This is a genomic window from Brevibacterium sp., from assembly GCF_031179145.1.
Classification (GTDB): Bacteria; Actinomycetota; Actinomycetes; order Actinomycetales; family Brevibacteriaceae; genus Brevibacterium.
The window spans coordinates 80,441-93,315 of the sequence record NZ_JAPSIB010000020.1 but is presented as its reverse complement, the minus strand read 5'-3'; the positions used below and the strand labels follow the sequence as shown (position 1 = coordinate 93,315).

General features: G+C 65.3%; 13 protein-coding genes. 6 read left to right on the top strand and 7 right to left on the bottom strand.

The window, feature by feature from the left end:
- Positions 1-205: 205 nt before the first annotated feature.
- Both RIT73_RS14470 and RIT73_RS14465 read right to left on the bottom strand, forming a co-directional pair.
- Positions 206-565 (bottom strand): metalloregulator ArsR/SmtB family transcription factor, encoded by a 360-nt coding sequence (locus RIT73_RS14470; RefSeq protein WP_309132797.1) that lies wholly within the window; start codon positions 563-565, stop codon positions 206-208.
- 70 nt (positions 566-635) lie between these two features.
- Positions 636-1,592, bottom strand: coding sequence for a DMT family transporter (locus tag RIT73_RS14465; protein ID WP_309132796.1), 957 nt, complete (start codon positions 1,590-1,592; stop codon positions 636-638).
- On the opposite strand from RIT73_RS14465, the gene RIT73_RS14460 reads away from it, so the two are divergent.
- Complete coding sequence (locus RIT73_RS14460; RefSeq protein WP_309132795.1) at positions 1,591-3,006, top strand: PLP-dependent aminotransferase family protein; 1,416 nt, start codon at positions 1,591-1,593, stop codon at positions 3,004-3,006. The two genes, RIT73_RS14465 and RIT73_RS14460, sit on opposite strands and share 2 nt — an antisense overlap.
- 38 nt (positions 3,007-3,044) lie before the next feature.
- Here RIT73_RS14460 and RIT73_RS14455 read toward each other — a convergent pair whose 3' ends face one another.
- On the bottom strand, positions 3,045-4,025 hold the full coding sequence (locus RIT73_RS14455) for an ABC transporter substrate-binding protein (RefSeq protein WP_309132794.1): 981 nt from the start codon (positions 4,023-4,025) through the stop codon (positions 3,045-3,047).
- Positions 4,026-4,045: 20 nt separating this feature from the next.
- Positions 4,046-4,633: a peptidoglycan-binding protein gene (locus RIT73_RS14450; protein WP_309132793.1), complete on the bottom strand. Its 588-nt coding sequence runs from the start codon at positions 4,631-4,633 to the stop codon at positions 4,046-4,048.
- Positions 4,634-4,845: 212 nt separating this feature from the next.
- Between RIT73_RS14450 and RIT73_RS14445 the strand changes: the two genes are divergently transcribed.
- Positions 4,846-5,091, top strand: a complete 246-nt coding sequence (locus RIT73_RS14445; RefSeq protein ID WP_309132792.1) for a hypothetical protein — start codon at positions 4,846-4,848, stop codon at positions 5,089-5,091.
- Here the strand turns inward: RIT73_RS14445 and RIT73_RS14440 are convergent.
- Positions 5,077-5,703 (bottom strand): GyrI-like domain-containing protein, encoded by a 627-nt coding sequence (locus tag RIT73_RS14440; RefSeq protein WP_309132791.1) that lies wholly within the window; start codon positions 5,701-5,703, stop codon positions 5,077-5,079. The two genes, RIT73_RS14445 and RIT73_RS14440, sit on opposite strands and share 15 nt — an antisense overlap.
- Positions 5,704-6,152: 449 nt before the next feature.
- Here RIT73_RS14440 and RIT73_RS14435 point away from each other — a divergent pair, with 449 nt between their 5' ends.
- The gene (locus RIT73_RS14435; protein ID WP_309132790.1) at positions 6,153-7,616 is read left to right on the top strand and encodes an LssY C-terminal domain-containing protein; all 1,464 of its coding nucleotides are present in this window, start codon (positions 6,153-6,155) and stop codon (positions 7,614-7,616) included.
- Between the two features lie 113 nt (positions 7,617-7,729).
- Positions 7,730-8,278 carry an SRPBCC family protein gene (locus tag RIT73_RS14430; protein WP_309132789.1) on the top strand — a complete coding sequence of 183 codons (549 nt, stop codon included), beginning with the start codon at positions 7,730-7,732 and terminating at the stop codon, positions 8,276-8,278.
- 18 nt (positions 8,279-8,296) lie between these two features.
- Here RIT73_RS14430 and RIT73_RS14425 read toward each other — a convergent pair whose 3' ends face one another.
- On the bottom strand, positions 8,297-10,225 hold the full coding sequence (locus RIT73_RS14425) for an acetate--CoA ligase (RefSeq protein ID WP_309132788.1): 1,929 nt from the start codon (positions 10,223-10,225) through the stop codon (positions 8,297-8,299).
- A 68-nt stretch (positions 10,226-10,293) separates the two neighbouring features.
- Here RIT73_RS14425 and RIT73_RS14420 point away from each other — a divergent pair, with 68 nt between their 5' ends.
- Positions 10,294-11,043 carry a hypothetical protein gene (locus RIT73_RS14420; protein WP_309132787.1) on the top strand — a complete coding sequence of 250 codons (750 nt, stop codon included), beginning with the start codon at positions 10,294-10,296 and terminating at the stop codon, positions 11,041-11,043.
- Here the strand turns inward: RIT73_RS14420 and RIT73_RS14415 are convergent, their stop codons facing one another.
- Positions 11,044-11,610 (bottom strand): AAA family ATPase, encoded by a 567-nt coding sequence (locus RIT73_RS14415; RefSeq protein ID WP_309132786.1) that lies wholly within the window; start codon positions 11,608-11,610, stop codon positions 11,044-11,046.
- 186 nt (positions 11,611-11,796) lie between these two features.
- Between RIT73_RS14415 and RIT73_RS14410 the strand changes: the two genes are divergently transcribed.
- Positions 11,797-12,840, top strand: coding sequence for an acyl-CoA desaturase (locus tag RIT73_RS14410; RefSeq protein ID WP_309132785.1), 1,044 nt, complete (start codon positions 11,797-11,799; stop codon positions 12,838-12,840).
- The last annotated feature ends 35 nt before the right edge of the window (positions 12,841-12,875 follow it).

Here is a 12,875-nt window from a genome sequence, read left to right as displayed (position 1 = left end):
AATCATTATTGAACGAGCGACGCCCTGTCGGGGTGATTCCGGGTTGAGCAGCGAGCATGATGCCGTACCTCCTACCCCGCCCTATTTGCCAGGAACTGTCTCACAACAATCCTGGCAAATAGGGTATAGGTGGTCCGCTCGCGACGAAGTGGTCCGCTCGGCGGTAACGACTGCTCGGCGGCCACGACTATGGGGAGAGCTGGGCTCAGTGCTCGTGCGCCTCCACCGTGTGGGCCAGGGCGTCGAGGATGATGTGGGCGACGTGGTCGTCCTTGAGCGAGTAGTAGGCCTCGCGTCCGATGCGATTGACTCCGACGAGGTGGAGCCCGCGCAGGAACTTCAGATGCTGGGACACCAGGGGCTGGGACAGTCCGGTCGATTCGACGATGTGAGTCACGGTCGCCTCGCCGTGGGCGAGGACCAGAAGCATCTTCAGCCGTGAGGGAGTGGCGAGGGCCTTGAACAGATCGGCGGTCTCGGTGATGGCCTCGAGGTTGTCCTCGGGGTTGCGCAGGAGGGCTGCGACATCATCGCTGACCGGGACGGGGTCTTGAGTGGAGGCCATGGGTAGAGATTACCGGAATCGGCGGCCCTCACGATCGCAGCCGGGTGTGCACGGCCTTGGATTCGCGCGCTCACGATCGCAGCCGGGTGCGCACCGTCAGCGCGGCACACCCGATGACTGCGACGCCGCAGATAACGGTCTCCCACTCAAGCGTCTCGCCGAGCAGCACTGTCGCCCAGACGAGGGACATCACCGGTTGGCTCAGCTGCACTTGTGACACCTGCGCCATCGGCCCGACGGCAAGCCCGCGATACCAGGCGAAGAACCCCAGGAACATGCTGACGACCGCCAGATATCCGAACGCGGCCCACTCGATCATCGTGCCGTGGGGCGGGGCTGCTGCCGCCGAGGCGAGGGTGAGGCCGACGGTGATCGGCGCGGACAGGACGAGCGCCCATGACACCGTCTGCCAGGACCCGAGCTCCCGGGCCAGCACACCGCCCTCGGCATAGCCGATCGCCGCCGCGACGACGGCGGCGAAGAGAAGCGCATCCGCCGCTCCGAGCTCACCGAACCCGTCGCCGTGCACCAGAGCGAACACCACTGCGACCACGGCACTGGCCCCCGCCATCAGCCAGAAGCGCAGGCCGGTGGCCTCTCGGGTGCGGAAGACTGCGGCCGCGGCAGTGGCTGCGGGCAGGAGCGCGATGACGACGGCGCCATGGGACGCCGAGGTGTGGGCGAGTGCGAATGAGGTCAGCAGTGGAAAGCCGAGGACGATTCCGCCGGCCACGAGGAGAAGGCGCAGGCACTGCGTTCGGCTGGGGATGCGCAGTGCAGCTGTGGTCCCCCGGCGTTGCCGTCCGACGAAGATGAGGATGAGACCGGCCAGCACCGAGGCGACTGCGGCGCGGCCGACACCGAGGAAGAGCGGAGACATCGTCCCGGATTCGGCCGCGATGCGGGTGAGAGGGACGGTGAAGGAGAACGCGACCACTCCGAGGAAGCCCCACCACAGGCCCGATTGCTTCGATCCATGGAGTAGCGGGTCGACCGAAATGGAAGTAGCGCTATTGTTATCTTTCATGACCTACGATAGCAGTTCCAGGATCGTCGCGGAACTCACTCAGTGGATCGACTCCGCGGCGCCGGGGGAGAAGCTCCCTTCCTCCAGATCGCTGGTCGCTCGCTTCCAAGCGTCTCCCGTGACGGTGCAGAAAGCTCTGAGCACGCTCGCGCGCCGTGGACTCGTGGAGTCGCGGCCCGGGGTCGGCACGTTCGTTCGCGCGGTCCGGTCGATCGCCCCTCCCGATCTGAGCTGGCAGACGGCCGCACTGAGTCAGCGCGAACCTGCGTTCACCTCGTCGATGGCGGCACTGCAGATCGCGAGCAACGACGTCTTCGCTCTGCACAGCGGGTATCCCGATCCGGGTCTCCTCCCCAAGGACCTGGTCAGAACGGCGCTGAACAGAATGGCCCGAACCGAGAACAGCCTGCGCCGTGCGCCGACCGCCGGCGACGGCGACCTGCAGTCCTGGTTCGCCACCGAGCTCGCTGACGGCACCTCGCGGCACGTATCGGAACCGAATCCGTCCGATGTCACGATCATTCCCGGCAGCCAGAGCGGTCTGGCATCGATTCTGCGCTCCGTGGTCGGATCCGGAGGATCCCTCGTCGTGGAATCCCCGACCTACTGGGGTCTCATCGCCGCCGCGAGGCATTCCGGCGTCCGTCTGATTCCGGTTCCCTCGGGGATCGACGGACCCAGTCCCGATGTCCTCGACGAGGCATTCGAACGTTCCGGAGCCACAGCCTTCTATGCGCAGCCGAACTTCGCCAATCCCACCGGCGCGCATTGGAGCCCAAACCTGAGGGCGGACGTCCTCGACCTTGTGCGGTCGCGGCGGGCGTTCCTCGTCGAAGACGACTGGGCACATGACTTCGGGATTGACGCCGTGTCGCAGCCGCTCGTCGCCGATGACGCCGACGGCCACATCATCTACATCCGATCACTGACCAAAAGCGTGTCCCCGGCGCTCCGCGTCGCCGCAGTCGTCGCGCGCGGCCCGGCACGTGAGCGGATCCGCACTGTCGTGAGCGCCGAGGCGATGTACGTCAGCCCGATCCTCCAGGCCGCCGCCCTCGATGTCGTCACTCGCCCGGCGTGGCGGACGCATCTGCGGAGTCTCGGTCGTCAGTTGCGGACTCGTCGGGATTCGCTTGCGGCGGCGCTCAGGGCTGAAGCCCCCGACCTCCGACTCGAACAGGTTCCGACCGGCGGCCTCAACCTGTGGGTGCGGCTGCCGCTCGGCATCGACGTCGACGAGTTCGTCAAGGCCGCCGCCGACGTCAATGTGCTGATCACCGGGGGTGCGGATTGGTTCCCCGCCGAGGCGCCGGCCGGGTTTGTCCGCCTCAACTTCGCTGGTCCCAATCCGGCTGGTTTCACGGAGGCGATGCGGCGACTCGGCGAAGCTCTCGCTCAGCTCCAGGCTCGATAACGCGAGATGGGTGCGTGGAGATCGGAGTCGCAGTCGACTCAGAGTCGGCCCTGCTCGGCCTTTCTGATGGCAGTGGGCAGTTTGTCGAGCAGCCACGGGTAGCTGAGCGGGGAGAGGTTGGTCAGGGCGGCGAACTCATCATCGCTGAGCACGGAGTAGTGCTTGCCGCGGATGACCTTGACTTCACGGTAGAACGGGTCGGAGAGATCGGATTCGTCGAGCAGTCCCTGTCCCTCGTCGGGGAAATGGATGAAGAGGACGTCGGCGTCGAGGGTGTCGACCTCGGCCTTCCTCACCGAGTGCTTCTCGGCGGAGTACTGAGACGCCTCTGCGGCGGTGAGCAGCCCGAGGTCGGTGAAGAAGCTGTCGTCGCTGCCGTCGTAGGAGAGGTAGTCGATCGAGTTCTTCTGCACATCCGCGAGGGTGTATCTCGTGTCCTCGAATTCGAGGTGGCTCGAGGCGATATCCTTCGTCTCGGCTTTGATGTCGCTGACGGCCCTCTTCGCCGCGGCTGCCTCGTCGAGTGCTGTGGCCACCGCTGCCGTCCTCTCCGTCCAGGTGGAATCCGGGGTGGTGGCGACGACGGGCGCGATCTCTGAGAGCTCGTCGAAGCTGTCGCCGGCGTCCTGCAGGCCCGTGGCGAGGATGACGTCGGGCTGGGCTTTCGTGATCGCGGCGATGTCGGGGCCGTTGGATGCGTCGAACGTCGGCGGAGTCTCAAAGCCATTGTCCTTGAGCGACTCCTCGGCCCACGGGCTGATCGAGCCCGAACTCTCCGATGCCGGAGCGATGACGGGATCGACGCCGAGGGCAAGGGCGATGTCGAGGTCGACGTCACTGACGACGGCGACCTTCGTCGGACGGTCCTCGATCGTCGCGCTGCCGTACGGCGAGTCGATCGTCTGCGGGTAGGGGCCGTCGGTCTGACGGGCGGAGTCGGGAAGAACAGCACAGCCGCCGAGTCCGAGGACCGCGGCGGCTGTCAGGGCAGAGAGGGGGAGGGCGATGGCAAACTTCACCACGACAGTGTAGTTCCTTCTCAGTGCATGGCCTCGACGTCGTTCTGCGAGCTGACGAGGTCAGTGGCCAGGCTCTCCCACTGCTCGTAGGCACTGGGGAACGCGGAGCGCTGCACTGCTTGAGCGGCTTCGGTCGGCGACATCGACTGCCAGTCGGGTATCTGCTCGAGGCCGGGGTTGTCGATCTCGGGATTGATGCCGTAGAACGACTTCGTCGCGAACACGGGATCGGTGAGCTTCTCAGGCTCTCCCCAGCCCTGGGAGGGCCGTTGCTGGAACAGGCCCAGGGAGTCGCGGTCGCCGTGGTCGATGTTGCGCAGGGAGGATTCCTGCAGCGCGGTCATCAGAGCGATTCGGATCGCGTGGTCGTCGAATCCGCCCCCGCGCCCGATCCCGATGATGAGGCGGGCGTGCTCGACCTGTTCGGCGCTGAGCTGATTCACGGTGGCCATCTGCACCTGCCTGATTGCGGTCGATCCGAAGGACACTGGAGCGTTGACGATGACGACGGCGGCAACCAGCAGTGCTGTGACTGCCGCTCCCAGCCCGATCAGGGCGCCGCGGAGCATGGACCGGCGGCCCTGGCGATGACGAGTCTGGCGAGGCATGAATATAACGATAAGGCAACGAACTTAATGATTCGTGAGTCCACGCCGGATTAAGGCTTGGCGATTGTCACAAAAACGCAATATGGCGTGCATGGGTGGGGTTCTGCGACTCACATCGGAGGTCGTTGGCGCCAGCGGTCTCCGCGGATCCGACGGGACTGTCGCTGACTCTACGGATCGGTCATGCAGAGTTGTGGGAATAGGATCAAACCGTGGTCTTCTTCGCTCGTCGTCGGCAGGGTGCAGCACCCACCGTCGGATGTCTCATCGCGCTGATCTCTGTGGTCATCGTGGGATTTATCTCGGTGATGGCCATCGTCGTCGCCCTCTTCGTCGTGCTCGGCTCCACTGCCGATGTTCCGACCCCTGAGATCAGCCGCAGCCATGGGTTCGACCCCAGTTCTCCTCCAGTGCCGTCGCAGACTCCGTCGACTGGGGAGTGGTCAGGAGGGAGCTGACGGCTGCACCGGCTGGCGCAGGATGGTCCGCAGCTTTTCCGGGGCGACTCTGCGGAAGTCGCTGAGATAGATCTCGTGATGGGTGCCGCTGAGCTCGAAGCCGGCTCCAGGGATCACTTCGTGGTGAAGGTGATCGAGCACCGCCGCCTCGGCGTCGAAGGAACCGATGTGCAGCGTCTGGATGCACGTGCCCTCGCACAGCAGCTCGAACCTCAACTCGCCGAGGCGGGGGACGTCCTTCTTCCCGGCCACGGCCTCGGTGGCAGCTCCGACGTGGCCCGCGTCGAGCCAGTCGGGGACGAGGAGCATGAGCGTGAAATCCCATTTCGACTTGTCCCGGGCGCTCGTGAAGACGCTCATGTCCTCGGCCCACCACAGGCCCTCGAGGGGTGGGACGACGTAGTCGCGATCGAGCTCCCGCTTGCTGAGGAACTTCAGCGCGTAGGCGAGCGGATACAGGGTCTCAACGGCCGAGCTGAATTCGGAGGACGTGTTCGGATCGCCGTGACCGTCGATCATGAGGTAGCGCCTGTCGGGGATCTCGACCGTGGAGAACTCACCGGATTTCGCCCTGAATCCCACGACTGTCTTCTTCAGATCGACCTTGTCCACTCGCTCCTCCGCTTCCTCGTGGAATGGCTTGATTCTACGACTGAAGGGCTTGATTCTACGGCTGGAGTGGCGGACTCGTGCCCGGGCCGGAGGCGTGGATCTCGTGTCCGTGGTGGATGAGAGTCTGCACTCAGAGGAAGAACCAGTGCGGACGTCCGCCATGGCGGCCAGGGAGTTGTTCGACGACCTGGATGCCGGATTCACTCACGCCTTGAGCGAATCCAAGCGGGTGGTCGCTCTCGGGTCCGAGCAGTCGGCTGTGATCAGTCATGGGAAGGGCTGATCGTCGGCGGCGCAGCGTGGCAGGGCAAGCCGGCGCTGCGTCGCCACCGCCTGCTCGGGCTCCTTCCTCCGGCGGTCGGCCCACCCCATGGTCGGAGGCCGACTTCGAAGAGCCGGTTCCGCGAAGAGGTCGGCCACCGGGAAACCGGCTCACTAGACTTGAGCCCATGAACTCCCGCAGGACGACGCCCGACCCTCAATCCGGGGAGGGGCCGCGCGATCGGCGATCCAGGCAGCCGTTCGTGTTCCGGCGACACCACTTCACGGTGACCGGTGTGCTCGACTATGTCTTCTTCCTGTTCGGCGGGGCCGCCTCGACCTGGTTGGCCATGGTCATTCTGTTCAAGGGATTCTCGCTCGGCTGGTGGCAGGTTCTCACCCTGCTGGTGGTCTGGGTGGTCATCTCCTACCTGGCGTTGCCCAGGCTGCACCGCATCTTCTCGCAGATCTATGTCCCCAACTACTTCATCGGCCGGACCCGGACCTCGGACGGGCTCCTCGGAGACCCGGTCAACCTGGCCTGGCGAGGTGAGGAGGCGCAGATCCATCACGCGATGAAAGCGGCAGGGTGGTCATTGGCCGAGGAGATCACGGCGGCGTCCACCTGGAGGATCTTCGTCTCGACTCTGACGCGGCGAAGCTATCCGGAGGCTCCGGTCTCGCCTCTGCTGCTCTTCGGCCGCAGGCAGGACTTCGCCTACCAGCAGGAGGTCGACGGGGACCCGGGGCAGAGGCATCATGTCCGCTTCTGGAAGTGCCCGAGCGGCTGGCTGCTGCCCGGAGGCCTCCAAGCCGATTGGCTGGCCGCGGGCACCTACGACAAGAGTGTCGGGATCTCACTGTTCACCCTGCAGTTCACCCACAAGATCGACGAGAACACCGATATTGAGCGCGACTATGTCGTTGACACCGTGACTGCGGCCGATCCGGCCATCACCGTCGAACACGTCGAGGACTTCTCCACCGGCTACCACTCCCGCAACGGCGGAGGCGATGCGATCATCACCGACGGCGACCTGCCGATCGTCGAGGTGCACAAGGTGGTTCCCGATGTCTCCGACTACCCGGAACGCCTCGACCTCGCACTCGACTTCACGGTCGAGGCCTCCGACAGGCACTACGTTCCGGAGCTTGCCAAGGTCCTGTGGTCGAAGCGGCCACTGCAGACGCTCATCGGCGCTCTCCTCGTCCTCGTTCTGCTCATCTTCCAGTTCACCGGTGTGGCCAGCGCGGTGCTCGGCTGGCAGTGGCTGCAGACCGAGTTCTCTCCCTTGGCGCAGATCGCCAGCTTCGACACGAACGACCAGTCGGAGCTGATCGGCGCCCAGATCCTCATCGGTCTCAGCTTCGTCATCGGCTGCTTGCAGGTCATGGCCGCCGTGTCCGTGATCCGGGGCAGCAACAGGGCTAGGCTGTGGCTGCTGGCACTGTCATCGGCCTCGGTGATCGTGTCGATGACGAACTACTTCAGCGGGGATCGTGAACTCGCCACCAACCTCTACGCGCTCTCGACCATCGCTATGCAGGTCGCGGTGCTCCTGTCGCTGTCCAGTGACTCGTCGCGGCTCTTCACCCGTTTCAGCACCGAGGCGGCCAGGGCTGAACGACAGGACCGGGCCCTGGAGGACTGATCGCCGCACCAGGTGGCAGATGTGGGCCTACGATGAAGACGATACTGCAACTGCCGCTCGCAGTCTCTGCCGCTCGTCGCAGGGATTCGCAGACGGATGGAGAAGGGAATTCCATGACCGAGCCCACCCCGACCGACCCTGACAACATCGATCCCTACGACGTCGATCCTGCCTCCGTCGATCCCGAATCGATCGACGAGTCGGTCTTCGACACCATCGACGACAGCCTCAAGGTCGTCAGCGCGGAATTGACGATCAATGCACCCGCCGCCGAGGTGTTCGAACTCATCGCCGACCCCGCTCGGCACGCGGACTGGGACGGCAATGACAATGTGGCCGCCTCCGCTCCTGGCCAGCGTGTCACGGGCCCGGGAGTCTCGTTCATCACGACGCTGACGAAAGAGGTGGAGCGCGAGAACCATGTCGTCGAGTTCGTCGAAGGCGAGCTCATCGCCTGGAAGCCCTCCGAAGTCGGCGGCGAACCGTTCGGGCAGAAGTGGAAATGGGAGATTGAAGCTCTGGGTGAGACGAGTTCGACCGTCCGCCACACTTATGACTGGACCCAGCTGCGAGACGTGCGTCGTCTTCCTCGTGCGCGATCGACGACTCCCGAGAAGCTGCTCGCCTCGATGCACAGGCTCAAGGATCTCGCCGAAACCTGAGCCGAGGCATTTCTGTGCTCAGCTCGACCGCAGCACCGAGTGTAGGTCATCGAGGACCGCCGGGTCCTCGATCGTCGAGGGGACGGCCGGGTTCTCCACTCCATCGGCGATCTCCCGCATCGTCTTGCGCAGGATCTTGCCGGATCGCGTCTTCGGCAGCGCGGGGATGATGTCGATGCGTCGCAGTGCGGCCACCGGCCCGATCTCCTTGCGGACCAGGGCGATCAGCTCCGCTTTCAGCGTATCCGCGTCGACCGCCTCGGCGCTGGTGCCGATGACGACGAGCGCACGCGGGATCTGGCCCTTCGTCTCATCGTGGACCCCGATCACGGCAGTCTCGGTCACGGCCGGATGGGAGGAGATGACGGCTTCCATCACGCCGGTGGACAGACGATGACCGGCGACATTGATGACGTCGTCGGTGCGCCCCATGACGAAGAGGTAGCCGTCCTCGTCGATGTACCCGGAGTCACCGGTGAGGTAGCAGCCGTCGAAGGCGGACAGGTACGAGGACACGAAGCGGGAGTCGTCGCCCCAGACGGTCGCCATGGTCCCGGGAGGCAGCGGCAGCCTGATGACGATGAGTCCCTCCTGCCCGACCGGCATTGGAGCACCGGAGGCATCGACGACTTCCACCCGGTAGCCGGGAACGGGCTTGGTGGGGGATCCGGGTTTGATGGGGAAGCGCGTCAGCCCCAGGGGGTTGGCCGCGATCGGCCACCCGGTCTCGGTCTGCCACCAGTTGTCGACGACGGGAATGTCGCGGCCGGTGGCCTCCCGCAGGACCCGCGTCGTCCACTCGTACGTGTCGGGATCGAGGCGTTCGCCGGCGAGGAATGACGCGCGCAGACTGGACAGGTCGTACTTCCTGATCAGTTCCCCTTCGGGATCCTCCTTCCGAACGACGCGCATCGCGGTGGGAGCGGTGAAGTGGACGTTGACGTTGTGGTCGTCGACGATGCGGAAGAACGTCCCCGCGTCGGGAGTGCCGATCGGTTTGCCCTCGAACAGGACGGACGTGACCCCTGCGAGCAGCGGGCCGTAGACGATGTAGGAATGCCCGACCACCCAGCCGACGTCCGAGGCCGTGAACATGGTGTCGCCGGGACGCAGACCGAAGATGTTCGGCAGGGACCAGGCCAGCGCCACCGCGTACCCGCCGGAATCGCGGACGATTCCCTTCGGTCTGCCAGTGGTTCCCGAAGTGTAGAGGACGTAGAGCTCATCGGTCGCCCTGACCGGGACAGGGTCGATGCCGGTGGGTGTGGAGGCGAGGAGCTCGGTGTAGTCGACGTCGTCCTCACCCATGCCGCAGCGGTGCTGTTCGCGTTGGACGATGACGGTGAAGTCCGGTGCGCTCTCGGCCAGCCCGAGCGCCTCGTCGAGCATCGGCTTGTAGTCGAGGATCCGATTCGCCTCGACTCCGCAGGAGGTGGAGATGACCGCCTTCGGCTGCATGTCGTCGATGCGCACGGCCAGTTCGGCCGGGGCGAATCCGCCGAAGACGACGGAGTGGATCGCGCCGATCCTGGCACAGGCGAGCATCGCGACGGCTGCCTCGGGGATCATCGGGAGGTAGATGACGACCCGGTCGCCCTTGCTCACACCCCGGTCGGACAGGGCGCGGGCGAAGCGGGAGACCTCGTCGAGGAGCTGAGAGTAGGTGATCGTGCGGACCGTGTCCGTGACGGGCGAATCGTAGACGATCGCTGGCTGATCGCCTCGGCCTGCCGCGACATGCCTGTCGAGTGCGTTGGAGCAGACATTGAGTTCGCCGTCGGGAAACCACCGGTGGATCGGAGCGCGGGAGCTGTCGAGCGCCCGGGTCGGCTCCTCCACCCAGTCGATGAGCATTCTGGCCTGTTCCAGCCAGAACGCCTCCGCATCTGCGGCGACTCGGTCGATGACGTCGTCATAGGCCTGGTTCGAGAACTGCTGATCATCCATGCCTCAATTGTGACTCACAGCACATCGATGTGCCGGATGGGGGTGGACGGACAGGGCACAATAGGGGCATGCGTTATGTGGTCGCTCTGCTCATCGGTGCTGGAGTCCTGTTCGGGATCAATCACTTCACCGGCCTGTTCTCGTTGCCGAGGCCGTGGGGGTCGCTGCTGATGGGTGCGACCGTCGGCTTGACGATGATCGTGGTGCTGCTGCTCTGGGAGATCGCCAGACCCAGCCAGCACGGAGAGGCGCCGGAGAAGGGTGAGTCTCCCGCGAAGTCGGAGCCGACAGAGACAGGTGAGGATCGCGGGGACCGCTCCGACCGCGGTGAGTTCGCCATCGCCGAGGCGGGGGACCGATCCGATGATGTGCAGGAGGCCGAAGACATGAAGAACGAACCACCGGCGGACTCCAGGTCGGAGAGCCTTGCCGAGATTGCCGGCGACCACATGCCCGATGAGCCGGGTGTGGGTGAGGCCGATGGCTCGTCCTTGGAGAACCCGCCGCCCGGAGAGGCCCGGAATCTGGGGGAGCCCACTGAGGACGACGGACCCGCAGTTCTCGGGGACCCAGGCAAAGAGGTCGAGGCGCCGGACGAGATCGAGATTCCGGAGGTCGCGGCAGACAGTGACACCGACCCCGGGGACGGTGCCGACTCCACCGCCGCCGATTCCGACCCTGCGGAGGGGTCCAGCATCGACGACGATTCGGAGCAGAGGGATCTCACCCACTTCGACGCCTATGGCGGACGGACCGACCCGGACCCGCACCCGCATTCGGACAGCGGCGTCGCACAGGAGCCGAACCGGCGCGACTAGTCACCACGCTTCAGCGACCGGCTTCTCGCCCACGAGGATGACGACGTCCTCGACCGCGCGCACGCGGGTCGTCATCATCAGCCGGGGCCACTCCTCGCCCCGGCTCAACGGCGCCCCGGCGGCGATCCGCGCTCGCATTCGGTTCCACCGCCGCCAGTGCCGGTCGAATGCGTGCCTGCGCACGACTCGCCCGCGCAGCGTCTGACCGTCGAGGGCGGAATCGCGATCGATGTCGATGAAGACCGCGGCAGGACAATAGCCGCACTGCAGGGCCAGCCACAGCAGGAGGCGGCGGCTCCACCACCGCGTTCCGGGATCGTGGACGATGAGGGGTCCACCACCTCGGCGGAGGACCTGGATGAGGATCGCACAGTGGGCGAGGATGTGGACGAACGGTCGGCACACCGCGTAGGGCGCCCACCCCACGACCCGGCTCAGGCGGTGCCGAACGGCGTCGGAGTCGACGATCCGCACGGACGGGGCGATCCCGGCAATGGCACGCAATGCCGCCGTCTTGCCGGCGCCGGGCACACCGCCGAGCAGCACCAGGGGCGGCTGAGTCGTCATCCTGCGATTCTCCTCCCCAACCCTGACGAGAGAGTTGGAGTTTCGATTGCGGCACCGGGGGAACGATTCCCTGACGGATCCCTGTAATACGATGAGGCCAGAAGACGAAGTGATTGTTCTGAGTGCGTGTCGACGTCGTACCAGCATCGGCATTGCCTCGGGAGCGTGTGAAAGCAGGTGGCTTCGATGTCGGCTGAAACATATGTCGAGACCTACCGCCAACTGAGCACGACCGTCCACGACGCCGGTCTGATGCGCAGACGGCCAGGATTCTATCTCGTTCGCATCGGCGGTTGGCTTCTCGGTCTGGCAGGGCTGCTCGTCCTCGTCGTCGTTCTCGGCGCGACGTGGTTCCAACTCCTCGTCGCCGCCGCGATCGGCTTCGTCATGGCACAACTGGGATTCCTGTCCCACGAAGCCGCGCACCGCGAAGTGTTCGCCTCCCGGGAAGCAAACGAATGGCTCTCGCGCATCATCGCGGGCCTGGTGATGGGGCTGAGCTTCGGCTGGTGGATGGCCAAACACAACACCCACCATGCCTACCCCAACCACGAGGGTGAGGATCCGGACATCGACTCCAACGTGTTGGCCCTGACTCCCGATGCCGCGCAGTCCCGGCGCGGACTGGGCGCCTATCTCGCCCGGCATCAGGGAATCTTCTTCGTTCCGCTCCTGTTCCTCGAAGGCCTCAATCTCCACGTCGCTTCCCTGCGGACGCTTCTCACGGCCCCCGAGGTGCCGCATCGGATCACCGAGATCGCGTTCATCGTCCTCAGGCACGGCGCATACCTGACCCTGCTGTTCCTCACGATGCCGTTCGGAATGGCGTGCGCCTTCTTCGGGGTCCAGGTCGGGGCGTTCGGGATCCTGCTCGGCGGTGCGTTCGCACTCAATCACATCGGCATGCCCACAGTGCCCCGTGGAGTCCACGTCGATTTTCTCCGCAGGCAGGTGGTCATGTCTCGCAACATCAAGGATGGTCCCCTGGTCCGCGTCCTCATGGGTGGCCTGCAGTTCCAGATCGAACACCACCTGTTCCCCGCCGCGCCCAGGGCGAGCCTGCCCGCCCTGCAGCGGATCGTGAGAACGGAGTGCGCCGAACGGGACATCCCGTACGTGGAGCGCACCCTCGCCGAGGCGGCCACCACCGTCATCGCGTACCTCAACCAGGTGGGCGTGCGGAACCAGGACCCGTACAGATGTCCGCTCGTCAAACGCTACCGAGGGTGAGAGTGAGGGTGAGAGTGCCGAGGAACCCGACAGGC

What these genes read in the sequence shown, in the direction of transcription:
- RIT73_RS14470 (WP_309132797.1), bottom strand. Translation starts at nt 565, where the DNA reads ATGGCCTCCACTCAAGACCCCGTCCCGGTCAGCGATGATGTCGCAGCC.
- RIT73_RS14460 (WP_309132795.1), top strand. Translation starts at nt 1,591, where the DNA reads ATGACCTACGATAGCAGTTCCAGGATCGTCGCGGAACTCACTCAGTGG.
- RIT73_RS14465 (WP_309132796.1), bottom strand. Translation starts at nt 1,592, where the DNA reads ATGAAAGATAACAATAGCGCTACTTCCATTTCGGTCGACCCGCTACTC.
- RIT73_RS14450 (WP_309132793.1), bottom strand. Translation starts at nt 4,633, where the DNA reads ATGCCTCGCCAGACTCGTCATCGCCAGGGCCGCCGGTCCATGCTCCGC.
- RIT73_RS14435 (WP_309132790.1), top strand. Translation starts at nt 6,153, where the DNA reads ATGAACTCCCGCAGGACGACGCCCGACCCTCAATCCGGGGAGGGGCCG.
- RIT73_RS14430 (WP_309132789.1), top strand. Translation starts at nt 7,730, where the DNA reads ATGACCGAGCCCACCCCGACCGACCCTGACAACATCGATCCCTACGAC.
- RIT73_RS14425 (WP_309132788.1), bottom strand. Translation starts at nt 10,225, where the DNA reads ATGGATGATCAGCAGTTCTCGAACCAGGCCTATGACGACGTCATCGAC.
- RIT73_RS14420 (WP_309132787.1), top strand. Translation starts at nt 10,294, where the DNA reads ATGCGTTATGTGGTCGCTCTGCTCATCGGTGCTGGAGTCCTGTTCGGG.
- RIT73_RS14415 (WP_309132786.1), bottom strand. Translation starts at nt 11,610, where the DNA reads ATGACGACTCAGCCGCCCCTGGTGCTGCTCGGCGGTGTGCCCGGCGCC.
- RIT73_RS14410 (WP_309132785.1), top strand. Translation starts at nt 11,797, where the DNA reads ATGTCGGCTGAAACATATGTCGAGACCTACCGCCAACTGAGCACGACC.